Source organism: Hyphomonas sp., assembly GCF_017792385.1.
Classification (GTDB): Bacteria; Pseudomonadota; Alphaproteobacteria; order Caulobacterales; family Hyphomonadaceae; genus Hyphomonas.
Window position 1 is genome coordinate 3,729,960 of record NZ_CP051230.1, and the last position, 23,485, is coordinate 3,753,444.

The following is a 23,485-nucleotide window of genomic DNA, read 5'->3' on the forward strand; positions in this document are numbered from 1 at the left end:
TTCGGCCTAGCGGTCCGGCGTGTTCCAGTCCGCAGGCGGCACATGGCGCCGGCGCAGCCGGATGGCCAGGCCAAGGGAAACGCCCACCCCAATCGCAATGGTCAGGTCCGCGACGACCGTCAGCACAAGCGTGATCAGCAGCAGGACAATATTCGCTGCCTCTTCACTCAGATAGCCGCGCCATTTGTGCGGTTCGCTCATGTTCCAGGCGGTCAGCATCAGCAGGCCTGCCAGGGCCGGCATGGCCAGGTATCCGGCAAGCGGGGCTGCAAACAGCACGGCCAGCAAAATGGTGAATGCGTGGACAATGCCGGCAATCGGGGTCTTGCCACCGGCGCGCACATTGGTCGCCGTCCGGGCGATTGCACCGGTGGCAGGCAGGCCACCAAACAGCGCCGATCCGATATTGGCCGCCCCCTGCGCCATCACTTCCGCATTACGCCGGTATTGCCCGCCGGTCATCCGGTCCGCCACCATCGCCGACAACAGGGACTCCACCCCGGCCAGAAAAGCAATCACGAAGGCCGAGGGCAGCAATTCCACGATCCGGTCCAGCCCCACCCCCGGCAGACGGGGGGCCGGCAGCTGACTCGGCAAGGCGCCAAACCGGCTGCCGATCGTCTCGACCGGCAGGTCTAGTAACGCCACGGCTGCTGATGTCAGGCCCACCGCCACGATCAGTCCTGGAAATCTGGGCGCGATCCGGCGCAGTCCGGCAATCAGGGCCATGGTCGCCGCGCCGATGCCCAGAGCGTGCCAATTGACACTCGACCGCGCCGCCCACAGGGCTTCGACCTTGCCCACGAATTCGGCGGGCAGGTGTTCCACCTGCAGCCCGAACAGGTCCCGCACCTGACTCGCCGCGATGATGATGGCAATGCCAATGGTGAATCCGTTCACCACGGCTTCCGGAACGAAGCTGATCAGATTGCCGGCCCGCATCAGGCCCGCCAGCACAAGGATGATCCCTGCCATGAACGTGGCCAGCACAAGCCCATCATACCCGTGCGCGGCGATCACGCCGAACACGACCACGATGAAGGCGCCCGTCGGCCCGCCGATCTGCACCCGGCTACCGCCCAGCGCAGAGATCAGGAAACCTGCGATGATGGCCGTCACGAGACCGGCCGCCGGATCAGCCCCGGAGGCTATGGCAATCGCCAGGCTAAGCGGAATGGCCACCAGGGCAACAGTTACGCCGGCAAACAGATCGGCCAGGAAGAGCGGCCCGGAATAGGTTTGCAATGTGGTGAGTATCTTCGGTGTCATCCGCGCCCTGACGCGCCCGCGCCACTCCTGCACTCGCCCCGCTTGCCTACACCCGCGTCCCACAAGGCGAAAAGCGGTAAAATTGTCGCTGCCCGCCACCCCCGCAACCCAGGCGCGACTTGTGCAGCATTTATTACGAAAGTCCGAAGAAAGCCTGTGCGGCTTCATCAATGATGGGAACGGTCTTGCAGGAACAAGCCGTTAGGGTGGCATGCTGCGGCCGCACTCCAACTGGCCGGGAAATGCGGGTTCAGGGGCCTAAGTCATGACGGGATTCTCACTCCCCACATCCATACTGGACAAGCACGCGGAGTCCTCGCGGCAGGCGATCAACTCTGCCCTCAGCGCCATTCGACAGCATCTCGGCATGCCGATCGCCTACGTTTCCGAATTCGTGGATGGGGATTCGGTATTCCGCTATGTCGATGCGCCGGGGCTCGAACATCTCATCAAGCCCGGTGACAGCCGCGACCTGACGGAAGTCTATTGCCTGCACATCCTTGAAGGACGCCTCCCGGAACTCATTCCGGATACGTCGCAAAACCCTCTGGCGCTTGCGATGCCCATTACGCGGGAAATTCCCATCGGCGCCCATATGAGCATTCCGATCCATCTGGAGGATGGAACGCCGTATGGCATGTTCTGCTGCCTCGGGCCGGAGCCGAACACCAGCCTGAATGAGCGCGATCTCGAGACCATGCGCCTGTTCGCCAATCTGGCGGCCCAGCATATCGACAAGGATCATGAGCAGCGGCGGCGTCTGCAGGAAATGCGTGCCCGCATCCTCGACACGCTCGACACCAGCGCGTTCGCCATCGCCTATCAGCCCATTGTCGATCTCGGCCAGATGCGTCCGTCCGGCTATGAGGCGCTCTGCCGCTTCTCGGCCGAGCCCTATCGCTCTCCGGATGTCTGGTTCGATGAGGCGGCAGCCGTCGGTCTGTCGGTCGAACTGGAACTGGCCTCGATCCGCCAGGCCGTTCGCCGCATCCCGGAAATCGGACCGGACCAGTATATTTCGGTCAATGCGTCCCCCTCGACCGTGATGAGCGACCAGTTTGCACAGAGCTTTCTGTCCCTGCCGCTCGACCGCATCCTGCTCGAGATCACCGAGCATGCCGTGATTGACGATTATGACGCCTTTACCAAGGTGCTGCGCCCGTTGCGCCATGCCGGCCTCCGGCTGGCGGTTGATGATGCCGGCGCAGGCCATTCCTCGCTCCGCCACATCGTCCAGCTCAATCCGGATTATGTGAAGGTCGACATGAGCCTGACCCGTAATGTCGATTCCGACCTGGCCCGACGGGCCCTGATCGGCGCGCTCCTGTTCTACACTCGCGAGACCTCAGCCCACATCATCGCCGAAGGCATCGAGACCGAAGCGGAACTCGACACGCTGAAACTGCTCGGTGTCCGCCGGGGCCAGGGCTATCTGCTCGGGCGGCCTGCCCCGCAAATCGTCCGGACCCTGGACCTGTTCAGCGAGGCCTCCTGACTGCCCGACCGGCTGTTTTTTCCGGCGAAGCAGCCTAGATGTTAGGGATCATCCAGGAGACTGCCTTTCATGACTGTCGGTGAAATCATATCCCTCATCACGCTGCTGGCCGGGGCTGTTCTCGGCCTTTCTGCAATGTTCTCACCAGCATGGGCGAGCCGCATCGTGCGCCTTGTCGAGGACCCGGACCCGCTGCGGCCGGGTGGATACTCCGAATTCCGCGCCACCTATGGCGGCCTGTTCCTGTTTTCCCACCTGATGACGGCGATACTTGTCGTCAATCTCGGCAATTCAGACCCGGAAATCCTGACTTCTCTGGTGGTTCTGCCACTGGCTGCAGGCTGGGTCGGCGCCGGGGTCGGCCGCCTGATGTCGCGCATTGCAGACCGGCGCAAGAATCGCGAGCCCGGCATGATCCCGGTCTGGATCGCCTTCGAACTCATCTTCGGCCTTGCCATTGCCGCGCCCTTCATCCAATCCCTCTTCTAGAGCCAAACGAAAGAACATCCCATGACGGAGCGTCGAGAGACGGGCCGCTCGCGCCGGAAACCTTCCGGACCGCGCAAGCCGCGCCCTGCCCCCAAATCCCGCAAGCCAGCGCCCGATAAGGACTGGAGCGAAGGTGAGCGTATCGCCAAATACCTCGCCCGTGCCGGCATCGCCTCGCGCCGCGAAGTCGAGCGCATGATCGAGGAAGGCAAGGTCACGGTGGACGGCGTGAAGCTGACCTCCCCGGCCTTCAAGGTGACCGGCCGCGAGCAGATCCGGGTCGGTCGCAAGACTGTCCAGGCGCCGGACGTCACCCGCCTGTGGCGCTATCATAAGCCGTCCGGCCTGATCACCACGACGCAGGACCCTGAAGGTCGGCGCACCGTGTTCGAGGAACTGCCGAAATCGCTTCCCCGGGTGGTGACGGTTGGCCGGCTCGACCTGACCACGGAGGGCCTGCTCCTGCTGACCAATGACGGCGCCCTCGCCCGTGCCCTGGAACTTCCGAAGAATGAGCTTGAACGGACCTATCGCGTGCGTGCGCACGGCACCGTGACCCCGGAAAAGATTGCCGAACTCGCCAAGGGCATCACGGTGGACGGGATCGACTACAAGCCGATCACGGCCGTTCTGGACCGCGAGACCGGGGCGAACAACTGGCTTACCGTGACCCTGTCCGAAGGCAAGAAACGCGAGGTGCGTCGTGCGCTGGAATCCCTTGATCTGAAGGTCAATCGCCTGATCCGGGTCCAGTATGGCCCCTTCCTGTTGGACGATCTGCGTCCTGGCGCCGTCGAGGAAGTGCCGGCCGACCTGCTGCAACAGGCCATTGGCCACCTGATGAACACCGAACACGCCATCAAGACTGACACTCCGCCGCCGTCAGGCAAGCGGCCTGCCCCGAAGTCACGCCTTGGCAAGGGCCCGTCATCGGCTAGAGTCCCCGTGAGGAAACGCAAAAACAAAAAATAAAACACGGAGAGGATCATGGCCGAAGCCGCCCTGACTGCGCCGCCCGAGACCAAGATGGACCCGGGGCGGAGGATGAGTGAGGCGGCGGCCGCGACCAGCAACCTCATTACCGATCCCAATGTCTATGCCGATCAGGCACAGCTGGACGCCGCCTTTGCGAGGTTGCGCGCCGAAGACCCGGTCGCGTGGTGCGAACCGAACGGGTTCCGCCCCTTCTGGGCCGTGACCCGGCACGCGGACATCATGGAAGTCAGCCGCCAGAACAAGCTGTTCACCAATGGCGAACGGGAAATGCTGTCCTATACGGAGACGGAAAAGCGCGTGTACGCCCAGACCGGTGGCCCGCACCTCCTGAAAACGCTCGTCCAGCTTGACGATCCGCTTCACTACAAGCTGCGCCATCTGACCCAGGAATGGTTCATGCCGCAGAATGTGAAGAAGCGGGAAGACGCGATCCGTCAGATTGCGAAGGAATATGTCGACCGGATGGAGGATCTGGGCGGCGAGTGCGACTTTCAGCGCGATGTCGCCCTCTATTATCCACTGCGCGTCATCATGCAGATTCTCGGCGTGCCGGAATCCGACGAGCCCATGATGCTGAAGCTGACGCAGGAAATCTTTGGCGCGCAGGATGAAGACCTGATGCGGGACAAGTCGGTCACCGAAGACGGTGATGTCGAAAAGGGGCTGGCCTCGATTAATGCCACACTTGCCGAATTCTTCATGTATTTCACCAGCATGACGGCAGACCGCCGGGCAACCCCACGCGATGACGTCTCGACGGTCATCGCAAACGGCACGGTGGATGGTGATCCGATCGGACAGCTCGAAGCAATGAGTTATTACATCATCGTGGCAGCGGCCGGGCATGACACGACCAGCGCCTCAACCGGCGGCGGCGTACTGGGCATGCTCCAGAATCCGGGCGAACTCAGGAAAATGATGGCCGATCCGCGCGCCGTCTCGCGCACGGCAACCGATGAGGCCATTCGCTGGACGACGCCGGTCAAGCATTTCATGCGCACGGCCCATGAGGACTACGAATTGCGCGGCCGCAAGATCCTGGCCGGCGAAAGCCTGCTATTGTGCTACCCGTCGGGTAATCGCGACGAAGACGTTTTCGATGATCCGTTCACGTTCGACATCACAAGATCTCCCAACAAGCTGATCTCGTTCGGACATGGCGGCCACATGTGCCTCGGCATGCATCTGGCCCGGCTCGAAATGCAGGCAATCTATGAAGAGCTTTTCTCCCGCCTGAAATCGATCGAACTTGCCGGAGAGCCGAGCTTCATCAAGGCGAATTTTGTCGGCGGCCCGAAATCCATTCCCGTGAGGTACAAATTCTAGGAGACCTGCATGTCAGCCGAAGGAAAAACCGTCATCATCACCGGCGCCTCCAGCGGGATCGGCGCGGCCACGGCCCGGCGTCTCGCCGATGCCGGCGCGAATCTCATGCTGGCCGCCCGGCGCGAAGATCGCCTGAAAGCCCTGACAGAAGAACTCGGCCCCAAGGTCCGGTACCGGGTCACCGACGTGACGGACCATGCCGACATGCTGAAGCTCGGCGAAGATACGATTGCCGCCTTTGGACAGGTCGATGCCATCGTCAACAATGCCGGCATCATGCCCCTGTCTCCGCTGGCCAATCGCCGCGTCGCGGAATGGGACCAGATGATTGACGTCAACATCAAGGGCGTCCTCTACGGCATCGACGCCGTGCTCGCCCACATGCTGGAGCGCGGTGAGGGGCATGTCCTCAATGTCTCGTCCGTCGCCGGTCTCGTCACCAATCCGACATCCGCAGTCTATAGCGGCACCAAGCATGCAGTGAAGGCGATTTCCGAGGGCCTGCGCAAGGAGACGGCCGGAAAAATCCGTGTCACCACCATTTATCCCGGCGCGGTCGCCACCGAACTGGGGCAGTCGATCAGGGATCCGGACGTGTTGGCCGGCCTGCGCGACCGGTTCAACTACACGCCGCTCGCCGCCGGCGACATCGCCGAAGCCGTCCACTTCGCCATCGCCAGCCCGCGCAACATGGCGGTCAACGAGATCACCATCCGCCCCATCGAACAGACGCTGTGAGGACTTTCCATGCCACTCCGCAATGTGACCGAGACCTATCAGGTCGAAACCCCGCCCCACGCACCGAAGTACAAACCGGCTCAGGACCTCGTCCCGCCGGTCGACCTCACGGACCCGAGCGTCTTCTCATCCCGTGGCGGCTACACGCATGATGCCTTCACCCGGATGCGCGAACAGGCGCCGGTCATGTGGCATCCCGAACAGGTCGGTGCGGGCTTCTGGGCCGTGACCTCCTATGACCTCGTCAAGCAGGTCGAACTGGACCCGGTGACCTATTCCTCCCAGCGCGGCGGCATCCTGATGAGCTATGGCCTGCCGGACACACCGCGCCACCCGCTGCTCCATGCCTCCAGCCTGAACAGCCTGATCAATCTTGACCGCCCCTATCACACCACGCTCCGCATGGAGCACATGCAGTTCTTCCGCCCAGGCTATGTCGCCGAACTCAGAAAACGTGTCGACGTCCAGGTCAATGCCCTCCTCGACGACATGGAGAAACAGGGACCGGTCGTCGATATGGTGGAGAGCTTCTCGGCAGAACTGCCGCTCTTCACCCTGTGTGAAATTCTCGGCGTACCGGCAGAGGACCGGCCCAAGCTCGTCCACTGGATGCACTTCCTCGAGAACTCGCAATACCAGGCCCAGCAGGAAGGCCTCGGCAATGTCACCCAGGAACAGGTCATGACCTTCATGTCCGAGATCCAGGCCATGTTCGAATACGGCCGTCACATGCTGGCGAAACGGCGCGCGGATCCCAAGGAAGACCTCCTCTCCGCCATCGCCAATGTGGAAATCGACGGCCAGCCGCTCAGCCCGGAATTCCTCGATGGATCCTGGCTGCTGATCGTCTTCGCCGGCAATGACACGACCCGCAATTCCCTGTCCGGCACGATGCGCCTGCTGACCGAATTCCCGGACCAGAAGGCAAGGCTGTTGGCGGATGACACGCTGTTTCCGAACTTCGTGCACGAATCCATCCGTATGGTCAGCCCGGTCACCTATATGCGCCGCACCGCCACGACGGACACGCAGCTTGGCGCGCAGCAGATCGCCGAGGGCGACAAGGTGGTCATGTACTATGCCGCCGCCAATCGCGACCCGGACAAATTCCCGGACCCGCACCAGTTCGACATCACCCGCGCAAACGCCAAGGAACATCTCGCCTTCGGTCACGGGCCGCATGTCTGCCTCGGCCAGCGCGTCGCCAACATGCAGCTGGAAACCGCCTATCGTAACATTCTGCGCCGGTATCCGGATATCCGCTGGACAGGTGAGCAAACCCTTGCCCCCAGCAATTTCGTGCACGCCATTTCCAGCCTGATGGTGGACCTCGGCACATGACCACGCCGCTCGTCACCCGTCAGGACCAGGACGGACTCGCCCTGCTGACACTCAACCGGCCGGACAAGCTGAATTCGCTGACTGTCGGCATGTTTCGCGACCTGCGCCGACACGTGCTGGACCTCCAGGCCGACGAGTCGATTGGGTGCGTCATTCTGAGAGGCGCCGGAAAATGTTTCTCTGCCGGGCATGACCTTGGCGATATCGCCGAAGGCGAGAGCGTCCCGTCGCCGGGCTGGCATTCCGAAACCCTTCGCCTGATGGAGCGGTTGCCCAAACCGGTGATCGCCGCCGTGCATGGCCATTGCTATACGGGCGCGCTGGAAGTCGCGCTTGCGGCAGACTTCATCATCGCCGCCGAAAGCGCCCGGTTCGGCGACACGCATGCCAAATGGGCGCTGACACCGATCTGGGGGATGAGCCAGCGCCTGCCGCGCCGCGTCGGTGTGGCAACGGCCAAGCGTCTGATGTTCACCGCCGACATGATCGGCGCGGATGAGGCGTTTAGGATCGGCCTGGTCGAGCAGGTGGTCGCGGACGCAGACTTCGACGCGGCCTGCCAGCATCTCGCCCGCCGCATTCTTGAAAACTCGCCCTTTTCCCATGCCGCCAACAAGCGCCTGCTCGACGCCACCGATGCACGTGACATGGACAGCGGCCTGCAATGGGAGGTACTCAATTGTGAAGGCACCGGTCCGGACATGCAGGACCGGATCGCGGCCTTCACGAACAGGAGCAAGAAAGCGAAGACATGAGTGATTTCCTGATCCGCCGGGACGATCTGCGCGCAACACGCTGGGCGCCGGCTGACCTGCCCACCCTGCCGGAAGGCGCCGTCCGTCTGAAAGTCGACAGGTTCGCCCTGACCGCCAACAATGTCACCTACGCCACGTTTGGCGAGGCGATGAAGTATTGGGATTTCTTCCCCACGGCCGATCCGGCCGACGGTCGTGTGCCAGTCTGGGGCTTTGCCGACGTCGTCGAGTCAAAGGCCGAACATGTGAAAACCGGCGACCGCTTTTATGGGTACCTGCCGATTTCCGAATATTTCGATGTCCAGCCGGTCAATGTCGGCAAGCATGGCTTCCTCGATGGCGCCGCGCATCGCCAGGGCCTCGCGCCGATCTACAACACCTATATCAACACAGAGGGCGACCCGTCCTATGATGCTGAACTGGAAGACCAGCAGATGCTGTTCCGGCCGCTGTTCACCACAGGCTGGATGATTGATGACTGCCTGATGGAGACGGGCGACCCGGTGCCGGAAACCGTGGTCATCTCGTCGGCCTCCTCCAAGACGGCCATGGCGCTGGCACATTGCCTGAAACTGCGCGGTGGTGTCGACACGGTGGCCCTGACCTCGCCCGGCAATGTCGGCTTCCTGAAGAAGACCGGCCTGTATGGCCGAATCCAGACCTATGACGAGGCTGATGAATTGCACGCGCGCGGGCTGACCGCCTTCGTCGATTTTCTGGGTCGGCCCACCCTGACATCGGATGTACACAACGCCCTGAAGGACCGGTTGATCCGCAGCCTCATCATCGGTGCAACCGATTGGGAAGGCGACCGCACGCCCGTGGCCCTGCCCGACCCCCAGCCCGAATTCTTCTTCGTGCCAACCTATGCAGCCGAACGGGCTGCCACGCTGGGAGGAGCGGAAATCAATCGCCGCCTCGGCGCCGCCCTGAAGAGTTTCTACACGGCCTCGAAATCCTTCGTGACACCGAAACATGCCAAGGGCGCCAGCGCCATCACGAAAGCATGGGACAAGACGGTCGACGCCAGGGTCAGCCCGTCGGAAGGCCTGATCCTGTCACTCTGACGGCATATGACAAAAGCCCCCGCTGCGGCCAAACAGCGGGGGCAGGTCGCACACCTGAAGCGCTCTATTGGCGCTCCGAGACCTTGAACTCCATCCGCCGGTTCTTCGCCCAGGCATCGTAATTCTCCGCCCGGTCAATCGGACGGGATTCGCCATAACCCACCGGCGTCAGCGCTGACGCATCCACGCCGCGTTCGGTCATGTAGTCCCGCACGGCATCTGAACGCTGCTGCGAGATGACTTCATTATACTCGTTGGAGCCGCGGGAATCGGTATGGGCGCCGATCTCGATCGCATGGGAATCGCACAGCAGCGCCACGCCGGTCAGCGCATCCAGAAGCCGGTGGCTCGTCGCCGACACAATCGCCAGATTGCTCTGGAACAGGATCGACCGCTCCTGCATCGTCATGTCGAATGCAGTCTGACACCGGCGCAGGCTCGGTTCGCCATCGGCCAGTTGGGCCAGGGCCTCCCCGGCGCCGCGATCGCCGCCTTCAACGGAAATGCCATCCACCACCAGCGTGATGCCGGACGCATATTCCGGATTGTCCTCCAGCGCTGCCTGTCCTGCGGCAAACCCCTGTTCCTTGGCAGCCGGGTCCGGGGCCAGGCCGGTCAGCACGGCCACGGGTCCGTTCACATGCAGGCCCATCCAAGGATAGCCCGCATCGGGAAAGGTCCGCTCCAGAGCGCTCACCCAGGTCGTCGCAACCGGTTCGGGCTGGTCCGCAGCATCCATGTCCGGTTCCGGCTCAGGAGCGGGGGCGGGAACGGGGCGGCTGCTCGCCACCACAAAGGCGGTGCCGTCCCAGTAATACTGGCCCTCCGCCAGCGGCACACACTGAACCGATCCGGTCGCGGCGGCCTCGGCCGGCGCCTCTTCCTTTGTGCTGCCGCACGCCGCCATCCCCAGCAACGCCGCGCCCGCCATGCCAACTGCCAGCAAACGCTCAGGTCTCATCCGGCCATCCCTCTCATTCGCGGCCCACCAGCCGCGCACTCAACCAATCCGCCAAGTCTCGGGCGAATGCCCCGGATTGTCAAAATGCTTCGCGGCAGAGGCGAAGTCCGCAGCCCCTACTGCGCCTGCTTGTAGACCGTCCCACCCTTCATCACGAAGTCGATATCGTGCAATTCACCGATATCTTTCAGCGGATCACCGGTCACGGCAATGATATCGGCATGCTTTCCGGCCGTGATGGTGCCGATCATGTCGGCCATTTCCACATGTTCCGATGCGACCACTGTGGCCGTGCGGATGGCCTCTTCGGGCGTGTACCCGGCCTCAACCATCAGATCGAACTCGCCGGCATTGTCCCCATGCTTGGAAACGCCCGTATCGGTGCCGAAGGCCACGGTCACGCCGCCCTCGCGCGCCCGGCGCAGGGTTTCGATCATCATCGGTCCGATAATGGCGGCCTTTTCCCGGCTCGGGGCCGGCAGCCATGGCTCATCCACCCATCCGGTCACCGTCGCCCCCGCCAGAACGGTCGGCACAAGCACAGCGCCATGCTCCTTGAAAAGGGCCACGGTCTCTTCATCGGTATAGGTGCCGTGTTCGATGGAATCGATGCCCGCCTTCAACGCTGCCACGATACCGCCCTTGCCATGGGCGTGCGCGGTCACCTTGCGTCCCATGGAATGCGCCGTCTCGACAATTGCCGCCAGCTCATCATCCGTGAACTGTTGTTCCAGGCCCGCGCGCGTATTCGACAGCACGCCGCCTGTCGCGGTAATCTTGATGACGTCGGCCCCTTCCTTGATCTGCTGGCGCACGGCCCGGCGGCAATCATCCGCGCCATTGCAGATATTCTTTCCGGTGAACATGGCCATGACTTCGGGCGAATAGCCGTTGATGTCGCCATGCCCGCCCGTCACGCTGATCGCCTGACCGGACGCCCGGATTCGCGGCCCCGGGACATTGCCCTTTGCAATGGCATCGCGCAGGCCGAAAATCGCATTGTTCGACGCGCCAACATCCTGAACCGTCGTGAAACCGGACAACAGCGTGACATAAGCGAAACCCGCACCGTCAAAGGCCGCATCCACATCCGTTTCCTCGAAGGCCGTGATCCGCTCATTCGGCCCATTCTCGCCGGTAATGTGCACATGGCTGTCGATCAGGCCGGGCAGCACATAGGCGTCTTTCAGGTCGATCAGCTCCGCCCCGCGCGGGGCGCGCTTATAGCCCGCCTCAACGGACACGATCTTGCCGTCCTCCACGGTGATGGTCTGACGCGTCAAATATCCCTCGCCCGGTTCCGCCAGCACATGCCCGGCATGAATCACCTTGGTCTCTGCCAGCGCGGGAGCGGCCATCAGCCCCGCCAGGGCTGCACCGGCAGCGAGTCTCGTCATCGTCTTTGTCATGGGATCGGTCTCCGTCAGGGTGTCAGGATCATCTTCATCGCGCCATTTTCGCGCGCGTCAAACATGCGATAGGCCTCCGCCCCTTCTGACAGGGGCATATGATGCGAAATCGTCGTCTCGGGGGTCAGCTTGCCTGCCTGAACCAGCGGAATCAATTCCGGCCAGTGCTCGGGCACAGAGCAGGTCCCCGTCCGGAAGGTCAGATTCTTGATGAAGGCCAGCGCCATCGGGAATTTGAAATCCATCGTCTGGTTCACGCCAATACAGGACACCGTGCCCGCCGCCTTGGCCAGTTTCAGGGACAGATGGATCGCCGGGTCCGCACCAACGCATTCCACCACGCTGTCGCACATGCGCCCCTTGGTCTGTTCCTGAATGATCGCTGCGGCCTCGCCCGCATCCAGCGCGGTTGCGCCAAGCGCCTCAGCCATGGCGCGCCGCTCCGGCACCAGGTCAACGGCATAGACTTTCGCCGCGCCCATCAGGTACGCGCCTTCCACCGCCATCAGGCCAATCGGGCCACAGCCCACTATGGCCACGGTCGCGCCGGGGTGGATGTCCGCGCCTTTCAGCCCGTGCCAGGCCGTCGGCAGATTGTCCGTCAGCAGAACGGCCTGGTCATCACTGATACCGTCCGGTATGTGCGCCAGCCCGAAATCAGCCACCGGCACCATCGCATATTCGGCCTGAACACCCTGCAGGCCCGGCCCCAGACCATAGCAGCGGCCCGCATGGTTCGCGCACGCATTCATGTTGCCGGACATGCACGGCACGCAGCTGCCACATCCCACGGCGGCCGAGATCATCACCTTGTCGCCCGCCTTGAAGCGCGACACGCCGCTACCGGTCTCAACCACTTCGCCAACGGCTTCATGCCCGACGCAATAGCCGGTCTCCTCGCTGAAGCCATGCCCCTGATAGATGTGCAGATCCGATCCGCAGATGCCGCAAGCGGTCACTTTCACAATCGCGCTGCGCGTGTCTTCCGGTTTCAGCTCCGGCGCATCGCCATAGGCAATGTCGCGCGTCCCCTGATACAGCAATCCCTTCATGATGCGTCTCCTCAGGCCGGCAGGCGGTCGGCAGGATAATGCGGATAACTCGCTTTCATCACCCCGTGATTCAACAGCATCTCGGCCACCTGTTTCTCGCCCGCTGCATCAAGGAAGCGCGTGCGGATCCAGTAATTTTCCACCCGGCGGCTTTCCGACAGCGCCACGACTTCACGGCGCAGCATATAGGTTTCTCCCACCAGGAGCGGTCCGTCGATCATGCGGATTTCCAGATCGGCGAACAGTCCGATGGCCGGTTGCTTGACCGGAAACTTCGAATTCCGGTTGGAATAATTGCCCAGCACACTGACCATTTCCAGCGGCACGACCGGCTTGCCCCATTTCGACGCCGCTGCATCATGATAGATGTCCATCGGCTCGGTGATCACCTTCAGCTTGTCCGCCAGCGAGAAGGGATAGAGATTACCCATATGCTGGTCCGGCCCCATTGTGACCACTTCATCGGCCGCGCCCGTCATGCCGACATGCAGATCCGCCAGGATGACCAAATCCCCTGCCGGCCGCAGTTTCGCCATCCGCCCTTCCAGCAGGGTCTCGCCATGATCGGGCCCGATCGATGCGCTCGCCTCCAGCACCGGTGTGCCGTCCTCCTTGAACGCCCGGCACATCGTCCGTGTCGCGCCCGCCTCCGGACGGTCGACCTCGACCCGTACCTTCTCGCCTTCGAACACCATGTTCAGGAAGTGGCTGGAAAAACAGCCCCGCTCCAGCCAGGCATCTCCCCAGATTTCGACGAGATAAGGCACGAATTGCGAGAAATGCGTCGGCCCTTCAATCGGTCCGGCCTTGATGCCCAGGCGTTCGGCCTCGCTGTCATCATGCAGGCTCTTGTGCCCGTCATAGGACTGGTCCTGCAGCATCTGTGCGGGCGCGCGCAACGGCCCCTTGATCGTCTCTGTCATGTTTCCTCCGGTTTTCATCGTCTCTTATCTCGTGCCTGCGGGCAAGGTGTGCGGGCGTGCCATGAACCCGGTCTGGCTGGCCGTGGTCAGCAGGGTTCCGTTCTGGTCGAACTGATGCAGCGTTCCGTGCGCCACACCGGACGAAAAGCCCGACATGCGGGTGACATTCAGCACCCAGTCCGAGCCTGCCGGGGCATGCATGCGCACCGTATTGTCCAGGCTGCGGCCGCCGCGCGTCTTGGAATGCGCGCCCAGGAAGAAATCCGACATCAGCGCCAGCAAGGGCGCGTCCGGAATGCCGGCATCCCTCACCCGCACCCAGACATGCTCCTCGCCGGTTTCGTCATTCTGATACGCTTCGCGCCGTTCAATGCGTCCAGCCAGATTGTCGGGCCGGGCAAAGGGAATGTCGTGGCTCGGCGCGCACTCCATCGGTGCGGGCACGTCCGGCATCTGCGCAAACTGGTGACCTTCTGCCTCCGGAACGCCGCCCAACGCGGCCGCCATGTGCACAACCACGCGCGTCCCGGCCGTCAGGTCCGCCACCGCCTGCGTCGCGGACCGGCCTTCCGCCAGCCGTGTGACGGCAATGTCCAGGTCGGAGCCCAGCCCCGTGGCGCCCGCAAACTGCACGGTCGCCCAGAGAAGCGGCAATCCGGTTGCTGTCTCCAGCGCATGGATACAGGCCGCCATGGACACGCCGCCCATCAGGAACTGGCTCTCATAGGGGCCGACACACGCCGCCTGCGGCACCGTATAGGTGAACCTGTCCCGGTCCGTCGCCGATTGAGTGGGCACCCAGAATGCGCCCGGTGCGTGATCGCCGTCAGCCATCATTGGTCTCCCTTTGCGTCGATCTCCGTTTCGGGTCCAGACGCGTTGCGATGATCGCCAGAACGAGCAGCGCGGCAGACATACCCAGCGCCATGCTGGCCGTGCCGGTCCAGCCCCAGATCTCGTAGACGCTCGTGCCCAGCCAGCTGCCCAGTCCGCCGCCGATGAACATGAGGATGATATAGGCCGTCATCAGGCGGGTGCGCACATCCGGCGGCTGGTTGAGAAAGGTCATCCGCCCCGTCACATCGATCAGCGGCCCCACGACATTCATCAGCATCAGCGGGACAAGCAGCGTCCAGACATTCTGGCCCGCAACGCCCAGCAGACAGACGCCGGTAAACTGCACCAGCGCAACGATCGCCCGCAATCTGCGGGGCCCGATCCGGTCCGCCCATCTGCCAAGGATGGGAGTCGTGAACATGTTGATCAGGCCCAGCGCCGCCAGATAGCCGACCACATCGGCGCCATAGCCCATTTCCGGACTCGTCAGGTACAGGCCCAGACCCAGCCAGACAGCCAGGAAGATGCCGAAGGCCAGCCCCTGCATCATGCCGGACAGCACCACTTCGGGGTGCCGCCGCACGACCGGGAACAGGGACAGGATCAGAGAGACATAGCCCTGGCGTTCGCCCGCGCCGCCGCGCGTCTGGCGTGCATCCATGATCCGGGGCAGCAACAGGGTCACGGCCGCCATCAGCGCCGTGGCAACATAGTACACGCTGCGCCAGCCATAATGCTCGCCCAGCCAGCCGCCGCCCACGCGCGCGACGAGGATCCCGCTGATCACGCCCGTCGTCAGCGTGGCCGTGGTATGCCCCAGCCGCGCCAGCGACACGCGTTTCGACGCATAGGCCGGCAGCAGATAGGGCGTGATGGTCGAGAATCCGAGAAAGGTGGATCCCGCCACGAAGACCCGGAAATCGGTCGCAAACGCCATCATCGCCATGCCCAGGAACTGGCCTGCGGCAAACACCGTCGCCAGCGTCCGGTTGCTGAACCGGTCCCCCAGAGGCAGCAGCAGGAAGATGCCAAGGGCCAGCGCAATCTGGTTCAGCGCCGGGACAAGCCCGATCTCCGAGGCCGATACGCCGAAATCATCCGCCACCAGCGCGATGATCGGGTGGATGTAGTAGGCATTTGCCGTCACCACCGCGCAGGCAAGCGTCAGCAGCCACAGATCGCGGCCGCTCAATGCTCGGTACTCGGCCTCGCTGCCCGGCGGGCCGGGCGGCGCAGAGCTCACCCGGGCATCCCGGCTCGGCGCGCATATTCGGCGGCAAACTTCGCCAGCGGCACGACGCGCGCTGCATTCGATTCGGCATTCGCGCTGTTGGCCGTGCCATCACGCACCCGGCCGATAATGCCCTGCAGGATGCCCGCAAGACGGAAGCCATTGTAGGCGAAGTAATAGTCGAGCTCCGGCAGGCCATCGCGGCCCGTATGCTTGCAATAGAGATCGACATATTCGTCCATCGTCGGAATGCCCCAGGCCTTGAGGTCGTCAATCGCCATGATCGATCCACGCGAGGAATCGCCCGGCGGCATCACCCAGTTCATCAAATGATAGGAGAAGTCCGCCAGCGGGTCGCCCAGCGTGCAGAGCTCCCAGTCCAGCACGGCGATCACGCGCGGCTCGGTCGGGTGCAGCACCATATTGTCCAGGCGATAGTCGCCGTGCACGATGGTGGTCTTGTCGCCCGGCGGAATGTTGTTGGGCAGCCATTCGATCAGCTGTTCCATCTCCGGGATGTGCTGGGTCTCGGAGGCCTTGTACTGTTTCGTCCAGCGATGAATCTGGCGGGCCACATAGTCGCCCTCCTTGCCGAAGCCTTCGAGGCCCGCCGCGCGCCAGTCAACATTGTGCAGGTCCGCAAAGGTCTTCACCTTCGCCTCATAGATCGCGCGGCGCTCGGCCGGCTCGTAATCCGGCAGCGTGCCATCCCACAGGATGCGGCCTTCCACCATGTCCATGACATAGAACATCGTGCCGACCACACTCTCATCGGTGCACAGGCCATAGGGCCGCGCCACCGGATAGCCGAGCGGGTAGAGCGCGGAAATCACGCGATATTCCCGGTCGACCGCGTGGGCGCTGGGCAACAGCTTGCCGGGCGGCTTGCGGCGCATGACGTATTTCTTGTTCGGCGTCACCAGCTGATAGGTCGGGTTGGACTGGCCACCCTTGAACTGGCGCACTTCGAGCGGCCCCTGATAGCCTTCGACATTCGCTTCCATCCAGGCGGCGAGCTTTGCCTCATCGAACTTGTGAGTGTCCGCGACAGGCTTGGTGCCTGTGAACATTTCCGCAGCGGTTTCTCCCTCGGCCATTTTTCGCCCTCTTTTCTACAATTTTTCCTGCCACACCATACTCACGGCTTACGCGACGCCAAGGCCTTCCGCGACGTCCGCATCCGCCACTTGGAAAGAAAGGTTCGCATCGTGCGAAACATGGAGACCCTTGCCCGAACCCTTGCCTATCTGACGATAGCGCTGCTCACCCTCATCGCCGTGCTGAACGTCGTGCTTGTGCGGGAACTCGTTCCGGGGCTCCGATATCTGAAACGCGTCCTTGACCGGTCCGGCCGCCCGGCTTCCCGGTACACGGTCCGCACACTCGAAAGCCCGATTGTCCATGCGCCGCTTCCTGACCCTGCTCTACCTCTTCTGCCTGCCGCACCTGTCACACGCCGCAGAGATCGATCCGGATCGCCTGATCCGGCCTGAATTGCTGGGCAAGGCGGTGAAGGCGATGAGCCGGCATGCCGCCCATGCCAATCCCCACCACCTGGTCGTGGTGGACTACAGCCTCCACTCCTCGAAAAAGCGCCTCTTCGTCGTCAATCTGGAGACGGGCCAGGTCAGCGCCTACCGCACGACTCATGGCCGGGGCTCCGACCGGGATCATGACGGGTATCTCGACCGCTTCTCGGATGTGCCCGGCTCCGGGGCCAGCCCTAGGGGCGCCTATCTCACGGCGGAGGAATACTACGGCAAGCATGGCCGGTCCCTGCGCCTTGACGGGCTGGACCCGACCAATGCCAATGCCCGCCGCCGCGCCATTGTCATCCACGCCGCCGCCTATGCCGAACCCTCGATGATACGGGCCCAGGGCAAGCTCGGCCGCTCTCTGGGCTGCATCGCGGTCTCCAGCGCCGACCTCGACACCTTCATGACCCTCGTCCCCCAGGGCACGCTGATCTATGTCGGGCGCTAAGCTTTTCGGAAAATGCTTGTCACCCCCCATTCCCGGCCTAAAGTGCCCAGTTGGGGGACGAAAATATGCTGGCAGACGAGGCGTCTGATCATCTTTGGGCGAATTGTACGAGGCCAGACGCCTCGTGAAACCTCCATCTGTCTTGTCCCGTCTGCGGCGCAAACCGGCGCGTGTTGATACACAGTCCCCACCGCCCGTCGCGACATCCCCCACCATGCCACCCGCCACGCCCCGACCCGCCCCGCTGGAGCGGCTCAATCGCTGGCTGACCCTCGGCGGGAAAGGCACGCCGATGATGGAAGTGGTCGATGAAAGCTTCCTCGCCGACTATCTCGACAAACTGAAACTGTCCGCCTCCGAGCAACGGACCCCAGACCCGGAGATGCCACAATGACCCTCGAACAAGCCGCCCTCATTGCACAGATCATCGGCGTCGTCGTCGTGGCGGCGACGCTCATCTATCTCGCCCTGCAAGTGCATCAGGGCGCGCAGCAGATGCGCTCCGAAAGCCGCCAGGCGCAGCTCACCTATGACCAGACCGGCGTCTACAAATTCGTCGATTTCCCGGAACTGGGCCGCATCTTCTCGCAGACCGAAACGCCGAGCTTTGAGGAGAAGACCAAGCTGTTTTTCTGGATGATCGGCCAGATGCGGGCGCGCGAGTATGAGTGGCTGCAATACCAGAACGGCGCGATCACGAAAGAGTCGTGGGAAACCTATCGGGGCGTGATCTACTTCGTCCTCGGCACGCCACGCGGCCGCGCCCTGTGGCAGCTCTGCCGGGGCTATTTCAATACCGGGTTCGCGGACATGGTCGACGGCATGGTGCAAGACGTGCCCCCGATTGATCTGTGGGACCAGTTGCAGGCTGTGGAGTAGACTGAGCATGATCCTTCGCCGCCTGACCACCTCCATCCGTAAACAGGACTGGTTCACGGTCGTCATCGAAACGCTGATCGTCGTGTTCGGTGTTTTTCTTGGTCTGCAGCTCGGCAATTGGAATGACGCCAGGCAGGCGAGGGCAGACGAGGCGCGCACAATCGAGCGCCTCAGTGAGGATTTTAAAAAACAGGAAGCGATACTGCTGGACCGGATCGAGATGACGCAGGCGAACATTGGGTTCGTCAACGACCTGCAGAATCTCATCATCGCCGGAGAAGAGCCGGAAGACCGCTCGCGCGTGAAGGCCCTGATCGTGGAAGTGTTCGGCGCAAGCTCCCGTGAGGCCCCGCCAGCGAGCTATGAAGAGCTGGCTGCGTCAGGCGGGTTCTCCCAGCTGAGCGATCTTGCCGTGCGGGATGCACTCGCCCGGTATGGGCAGACAAATGCGCTGTGGAGCTATGTCGAAGGTCGCTCGCAAGCGGTCCGGGACCCGACCTCGCCGCTGGTCGAGGCGATCGTTTTGCGAGGCGGCTTCATGGAGGTTTCTGATCCGGTGGAGACGGTCGATTATGACTGGGAAGCGCTGAAAGAGGCGCGACCGGCTCTGGCGCTGGTCGCGATCAACTTTTTTCAGGCGCTGGACCGCCACCAGAAAGACCTCGCCGCCGTGCGCGAGGTGCTTGAGGCGTTGGAGGCGGCACAATGATCCTCCGCCGCCTCACCACCGCGCTGCGCAAACAGGACTGGTTCACCGTCGTGATTGAGACGCTGATCGTCGTCTTTGGCGTGTTCATCGGTCTGCAGGTGAACAACTGGAACGAGGCGCGGGTGGAGCGTCAGCTGGCAAAGGACTATGTCAAACGTCTCGAAACGGACCTTCGCACAGACCTCGCCAATTCACGTCTGCTGACAGAATACCATGAGCAGGTATTGGCCGCTGTTGTGAGAACAGGCGAGCTGCTGTCCGCCGATGCCCCCGATGCAAAAGAACTGATCCAGATGGCTTATCGGGCGACGGAGATAAACCAGCTGCCACCGGAGCGCGCAACATGGGACCAGATCGTCTCTTCCGGGCATCTTGGATTGTTGCCCGAAGGGGCTGTCGAAGGCGGACTTTCCACATATTATGCATTCGATGCGATGAAGGTGAGTTATGACGCCCTCGAACAAACGCCGTATCGCAGGGCCTTGCGGTCGAAAATCCCGATACCGGTTCAGCAAGCCATTCGGGTGGGATGCAGCGACCTGCTGGATGAACAGAGTATTTTGCTGGGTTTCAAGGAGGAATGCGGGATTGAGGCGGACCCTGAAACCCTGCAGGCCGTCGCCGATGCCATCCGGGCCGACCCTGCTATTCGTGAGCATCTGAGGTTACAATTTGCCGAAGCAACGACTGCGGTCAACAATCTGCAGGGGAACTCCTCGCTTGTCAGCTCGGCCCTGGAATTACTTGGTGCTGCCCCGGAGGGTAGCAATGATGGGGTCGCCCCATGATCCTCCAGCGCCTCGCCACCTCCATCCGCAAACAGGACTGGTTCACTGTCTTCATCGAGACACTGATCGTCGTGCTCGGCGTGTTCCTCGGCCTCCAGCTCGGCAACTGGAACGAGGCTCGCGCCGAGCGGGCGCAGGAAACCGAACTCCTCCGCGCACTGCATCAGGAAATCGAGACATCCATCCGCCTCACCGATCAGAAAGTCGATGCCATCCAGCAGGTGGTCGCTGCCGGCAAGCGCTCGCTTGATTTCCTTGAGTCAGACGAAAGCTGCGGTGATGGGTGCTGGATTGTGCTGGTCGATTTCTTTCACGCCTCGCAGTGGCAATCTATCGAGGTCGACCGGTCCACCTATGACGAAATGCGCCGGCAGGGCTTTCCTCGCTCTCGCGACATCGTTGACGTGGTCGAAGGCTACCTTGCCCAGAATGCCACCCTGTCAATCACCAACGAGCTGCCTGCCTATCGCTCCCGCGTACGCCAGCTCATCCCGTTCGACGCACAGGAATTCTACTGGGATAACTGTTACATCCTGAACGACGGTGCCGAGACCTACATTCTCGATTGCGCGAAAGGCATCAGCGACAAAGCCGCCGAGCGCGCTGTCGGAAGAATTGCCGACACGCCTGACATCCCGCTCCTTCTCACTGAATGGGTCGGCCTCCACACCGCTACTCCAGCTGATCTCATAGTCCAGAACCAGACAGCAGAAATCGCCCTGGAAGTAATCGAAGCCGAACTGGAGCGCCGCCAGTGATCCTCCAGCGCCTCGCCACCTCCATCCGCAAGCAGGACTGGGTCACCGTGGTGATCGAAACGCTGATTGTCGTTTTCGGCGTCTTCATCGGTCTGCAGGTGAACAACTGGAACGAGGCGCGGAAGGATCGTCTTGAGGCCGAGACCTCGCGTGAGCGACTGATTGCGGATCTCCATGCTGATCTGGATGCCTTTGCGGTTCGTCGGCAATGGTACGCGGAGGTCCAGGAAGCCGCTCTGCGCGTGGATGAGGCGCTGCGGTCCGATCCGCCCGAAACGATTGACGAAACGTGGGGATTTGTCCTGGACAGCTGGATTGCCGGCGGCGAATGGCCGTTCGAGCCGTCGGCGCAGATTTACAGGGAACTTCAGAATTCTGGTGATCTCGACCTCATTGCCAGCGGATCGATGCAGCGCCGACTGCGCGACTATTATGAAGACTCGGTCAACGAGATTGAAACGCTGACGATATTCCAGTCGGGGTATCGCGACCTGTCGCGCCAATTGATCGAAGGCCGCGTCGGTATGGTCATTGGTGACTGTCTCTCCTCGGCAGCCAGTCCCGAACCCAGCCAACCGGGTGCAAATCCGGATTCATTCTACGAAAACTGTCCGCCGCCAGAAGATTTTTCTCTCGTCTCGCACTCAGCCGAAAATCTCCGGGAGTCCGAGGCGCTCCGATTGCAGCTGAATTTCCAGCTGAGCAAACTTGCCTGGCTGCCGTCATTTCTTGATTACCTTGATCGACAAGCCGCGTCGCTGGTGTCTGATCTGGAGGCAACGCGATGATCCTCCAACGCCGATCCGAACGGATGCTGACCCGACATTGCCCGATATCGCTACTGACTCCCGTCAGCATATGACTAAGGTACGAACAAAACTGAATCCGCGGACTGCCCGCGCCTCGACACCAAGGAGTGACCATGACCACGAGACAATCGCTTTTCGCCCTTTCTGCACTGCTGGGAGCAAGCTGCCTGACCCCCGTCGCGGCCGCGCAGGAGCGTACTGCAGACGAGCTGAAAGCGCGCGAGATCTATGCCAAGGTCGTCTCGATCCGATCTGCCCGTGGACAGGAAAATGTGCCGGAAGTCTTCGAATACCTGATGAGCGAACTGTCTGCCGCCGGGTTTGCCGACGAAGACATGAAGATCACGGACTACGAAAACAATGGCGAGGCCACGCAGGGCCTCATGGTCTGGTACCGGGCCGAAGACCCGGTGAAGGCGCCCATCGTCCTGCTCGCCCATGCGGATGTGGTCGACGCGCTGGCCGAGGATTGGGTTCGGGCACCTTATGAACTGATCGAGGAAGACGGCTATTTCTTCGGGCGCGGAACGGCTGACAACAAGTATGGCGTGACCAATCTTGTGCAGACCTTCATTCGCCTGAAAAACGAAGGCTGGAAGCCGAACCGTGACATCGTCATGGTGCTGTCCGGTGACGAAGAGACTGGCATGGTCTCGACCCGCGGCCAGGCCCAATATGTCCATGAGCATATCAAGCCGGAATTCGTGCTGAACGCCGATGCGGGCGGTCTGGCGCTCGGACCAAATGGCCAGCCACTTTATTACGGTGTGCAGGGCGCTGAAAAGACCTACGCAACCTGGGAACTGACCGTGACTAATCCGGGAGGCCACTCCTCTGCTCCGCGCGCGGACAATGCAATCTATGAGCTTTCCGAAGCGATCCTGAAAATTCGGGACCACACTTTCCCGGTCATGTCGAGCGAACTGACACGCGCATCGCTCCGCATCGGCGGGCGCCAGCGGCTCGACAAGCTCGGCCAGGCAATGCGGGACTTTGCCGACGACCCGTCCAATGAAGACGCGATAGCGATTCTGCGCGCCAACCCGGCAACCGTCGGGACCATCGGCACCACATGCGTGGCGACCATGCTGCGCGGTGGACATGCCGAAAACGCACTACCGCAATCCGCCACCGTCACCGTCAACTGCCGCATCTTCCCGGGGGTCGGCATCGAGGCGACCGAGGCCACATTAAAAGACGTCATCGACAATGAAGGCGTGAAGTTCAAATTGATCTCCGACCTTGTTGAAAGCCCGGAATCCATTCTGCGCGAAGACGTGACCAACGCAATCAAGGCCTCGCTTGCAGAGCGTGGTGTCGATGTGCCGATCCTGCCACACATGTCATCGGGCGGCACAGACGGAATGCATTATCGCAATCTCGGCTATGACACGGTCGGCATTTCGGCGGCCGCTGCGAAACAGAACGACACATTCGCCCATGGCCTGAACGAACGCCTGCCCGTCGCGAGCTTCTATGGCGGGCTCGATCACTGGTCGATTATCCTGAAGAACCTTGCCGGGGCGGAGGACCAGACCCGGTAGAATCTGCATTTGGGGCAGCAACAGGGTCTCTGCACCGCCACGTGCCTCCCACGTCCCCAGCCACATTACCAATCTGACATCCTTCACGAAGGCGTGAAGCCCGTTGCCCCGGCTCGCTGCATACCT

Annotated in this window: 25 protein-coding genes; 16 read left to right on the forward strand and 9 right to left on the reverse strand. The window is 62.2% G+C overall.

Annotated elements, in window-relative coordinates; all coding sequences use genetic code 11:
• Nucleotides 1-6: 6 nt before the first annotated feature.
• Nucleotides 7-1,269, reverse strand: a complete 1,263-nt coding sequence (locus HF955_RS17970; RefSeq protein ID WP_291076948.1) for a SulP family inorganic anion transporter — start codon at nt 1,267-1,269, stop codon at nt 7-9.
• A gap of 265 nt (nt 1,270-1,534) precedes the next feature.
• Here HF955_RS17970 and HF955_RS17975 point away from each other — a divergent pair, with 265 nt between their 5' ends.
• The 8 genes from HF955_RS17975 to HF955_RS18010 all read left to right on the forward strand — a co-directional run bounded on the left by HF955_RS17975 (nt 1,535) and on the right by HF955_RS18010 (nt 9,476).
• Nucleotides 1,535-2,764, forward strand: coding sequence for an EAL domain-containing protein (locus HF955_RS17975; RefSeq protein WP_291076949.1), 1,230 nt, complete (start codon nt 1,535-1,537; stop codon nt 2,762-2,764).
• A 69-nt stretch (nt 2,765-2,833) separates the two neighbouring features.
• Nucleotides 2,834-3,253, forward strand: coding sequence for a hypothetical protein (locus HF955_RS17980; RefSeq protein ID WP_027836480.1), 420 nt, complete (start codon nt 2,834-2,836; stop codon nt 3,251-3,253).
• 21 nt (nt 3,254-3,274) lie between these two features.
• On the forward strand, nt 3,275-4,225 hold the full coding sequence (locus HF955_RS17985; RefSeq protein ID WP_291076950.1) for a pseudouridine synthase: 951 nt from the start codon (nt 3,275-3,277) through the stop codon (nt 4,223-4,225).
• 15 nt (nt 4,226-4,240) lie between these two features.
• Nucleotides 4,241-5,575 carry a cytochrome P450 gene (locus tag HF955_RS17990; protein ID WP_291076951.1) on the forward strand — a complete coding sequence of 445 codons (1,335 nt, stop codon included), beginning with the start codon at nt 4,241-4,243 and terminating at the stop codon, nt 5,573-5,575.
• Nucleotides 5,576-5,584: 9 nt separating this feature from the next.
• Nucleotides 5,585-6,313, forward strand: a complete 729-nt coding sequence (locus HF955_RS17995) for an SDR family oxidoreductase (RefSeq protein ID WP_291076952.1) — start codon at nt 5,585-5,587, stop codon at nt 6,311-6,313.
• A gap of 9 nt (nt 6,314-6,322) precedes the next feature.
• Entirely contained in the window at nt 6,323-7,654 is a 1,332-nt protein-coding gene (locus tag HF955_RS18000) for a cytochrome P450 (RefSeq protein WP_291076953.1), read from the forward strand.
• Nucleotides 7,651-8,409 (forward strand): enoyl-CoA hydratase/isomerase family protein, encoded by a 759-nt coding sequence (locus tag HF955_RS18005; RefSeq protein ID WP_291076954.1) that lies wholly within the window; start codon nt 7,651-7,653, stop codon nt 8,407-8,409. Before HF955_RS18000 ends, HF955_RS18005 begins: the two co-directional genes overlap by 4 nt.
• A complete protein-coding gene (locus HF955_RS18010) occupies nt 8,406-9,476 on the forward strand; it encodes a DUF2855 family protein (RefSeq protein ID WP_291076955.1) in 1,071 nt (356 codons plus the stop codon). Before HF955_RS18005 ends, HF955_RS18010 begins: the two co-directional genes overlap by 4 nt.
• A 64-nt stretch (nt 9,477-9,540) precedes the next feature.
• On the opposite strand, the gene HF955_RS18015 is transcribed toward HF955_RS18010, so the two are convergent.
• The 8 genes from HF955_RS18015 to HF955_RS18050 all read right to left on the reverse strand — a co-directional run bounded on the left by HF955_RS18015 (nt 9,541) and on the right by HF955_RS18050 (nt 17,292).
• Nucleotides 9,541-10,437 (reverse strand): OmpA family protein, encoded by an 897-nt coding sequence (locus tag HF955_RS18015; RefSeq protein WP_291076956.1) that lies wholly within the window; start codon nt 10,435-10,437, stop codon nt 9,541-9,543.
• Between the two features lie 116 nt (nt 10,438-10,553).
• Nucleotides 10,554-11,846, reverse strand: a complete 1,293-nt coding sequence (locus HF955_RS18020; RefSeq protein WP_291076957.1) for an amidohydrolase family protein — start codon at nt 11,844-11,846, stop codon at nt 10,554-10,556.
• Nucleotides 11,847-11,860: 14 nt separating this feature from the next.
• A complete protein-coding gene (locus HF955_RS18025; protein ID WP_291076958.1) occupies nt 11,861-12,898 on the reverse strand; it encodes an alcohol dehydrogenase catalytic domain-containing protein in 1,038 nt (345 codons plus the stop codon).
• 11 nt (nt 12,899-12,909) lie between these two features.
• Nucleotides 12,910-13,821 carry a hypothetical protein gene (locus tag HF955_RS18030; RefSeq protein WP_291076959.1) on the reverse strand — a complete coding sequence of 304 codons (912 nt, stop codon included), beginning with the start codon at nt 13,819-13,821 and terminating at the stop codon, nt 12,910-12,912.
• 24 nt (nt 13,822-13,845) lie between these two features.
• Nucleotides 13,846-14,655, reverse strand: a complete 810-nt coding sequence (locus tag HF955_RS18035) for a thioesterase family protein (protein ID WP_291076960.1) — start codon at nt 14,653-14,655, stop codon at nt 13,846-13,848.
• Nucleotides 14,648-15,901 (reverse strand): MFS transporter, encoded by a 1,254-nt coding sequence (locus tag HF955_RS18040; protein WP_291076961.1) that lies wholly within the window; start codon nt 15,899-15,901, stop codon nt 14,648-14,650. The genes HF955_RS18035 and HF955_RS18040 overlap by 8 nt, the downstream gene beginning before the upstream one ends.
• Complete coding sequence (locus tag HF955_RS18045; protein WP_291076962.1) at nt 15,898-16,986, reverse strand: phosphotransferase family protein; 1,089 nt, start codon at nt 16,984-16,986, stop codon at nt 15,898-15,900. Before HF955_RS18045 ends, HF955_RS18040 begins: the two co-directional genes overlap by 4 nt.
• 48 nt (nt 16,987-17,034) lie before the next feature.
• Nucleotides 17,035-17,292, reverse strand: a complete 258-nt coding sequence (locus HF955_RS18050) for a hypothetical protein (protein ID WP_291076963.1) — start codon at nt 17,290-17,292, stop codon at nt 17,035-17,037.
• Between HF955_RS18050 and HF955_RS18055 the strand changes: the two genes are divergently transcribed.
• The 8 genes from HF955_RS18055 to HF955_RS18090 all read left to right on the forward strand — a co-directional run bounded on the left by HF955_RS18055 (nt 17,291) and on the right by HF955_RS18090 (nt 23,359).
• Entirely contained in the window at nt 17,291-17,872 is a 582-nt protein-coding gene (locus tag HF955_RS18055; protein WP_291076964.1) for a murein L,D-transpeptidase catalytic domain family protein, read from the forward strand. The two genes, HF955_RS18050 and HF955_RS18055, sit on opposite strands and share 2 nt — an antisense overlap.
• A 214-nt stretch (nt 17,873-18,086) precedes the next feature.
• Nucleotides 18,087-18,266: a hypothetical protein gene (locus HF955_RS18060; RefSeq protein ID WP_291076965.1), complete on the forward strand. Its 180-nt coding sequence runs from the start codon at nt 18,087-18,089 to the stop codon at nt 18,264-18,266.
• Nucleotides 18,263-18,751, forward strand: coding sequence for a hypothetical protein (locus tag HF955_RS18065; protein WP_291076966.1), 489 nt, complete (start codon nt 18,263-18,265; stop codon nt 18,749-18,751). The genes HF955_RS18060 and HF955_RS18065 overlap by 4 nt, the downstream gene beginning before the upstream one ends.
• A 7-nt stretch (nt 18,752-18,758) precedes the next feature.
• A complete protein-coding gene (locus HF955_RS18070) occupies nt 18,759-19,460 on the forward strand; it encodes a hypothetical protein (RefSeq protein WP_291076967.1) in 702 nt (233 codons plus the stop codon).
• A complete protein-coding gene (locus tag HF955_RS18075; protein ID WP_291076968.1) occupies nt 19,457-20,248 on the forward strand; it encodes a hypothetical protein in 792 nt (263 codons plus the stop codon). The genes HF955_RS18070 and HF955_RS18075 overlap by 4 nt, the downstream gene beginning before the upstream one ends.
• The gene (locus tag HF955_RS18080) at nt 20,245-21,006 is read left to right on the forward strand and encodes a hypothetical protein (protein WP_291076969.1); all 762 of its coding nucleotides are present in this window, start codon (nt 20,245-20,247) and stop codon (nt 21,004-21,006) included. The genes HF955_RS18075 and HF955_RS18080 overlap by 4 nt, the downstream gene beginning before the upstream one ends.
• Nucleotides 21,003-21,794, forward strand: coding sequence for a hypothetical protein (locus tag HF955_RS18085; protein ID WP_291076970.1), 792 nt, complete (start codon nt 21,003-21,005; stop codon nt 21,792-21,794). Before HF955_RS18080 ends, HF955_RS18085 begins: the two co-directional genes overlap by 4 nt.
• Before the next feature lie 134 nt (nt 21,795-21,928).
• Entirely contained in the window at nt 21,929-23,359 is a 1,431-nt protein-coding gene (locus tag HF955_RS18090) for a M20/M25/M40 family metallo-hydrolase (protein ID WP_291076971.1), read from the forward strand.
• Nucleotides 23,360-23,485: the final 126 nt, after the last annotated feature.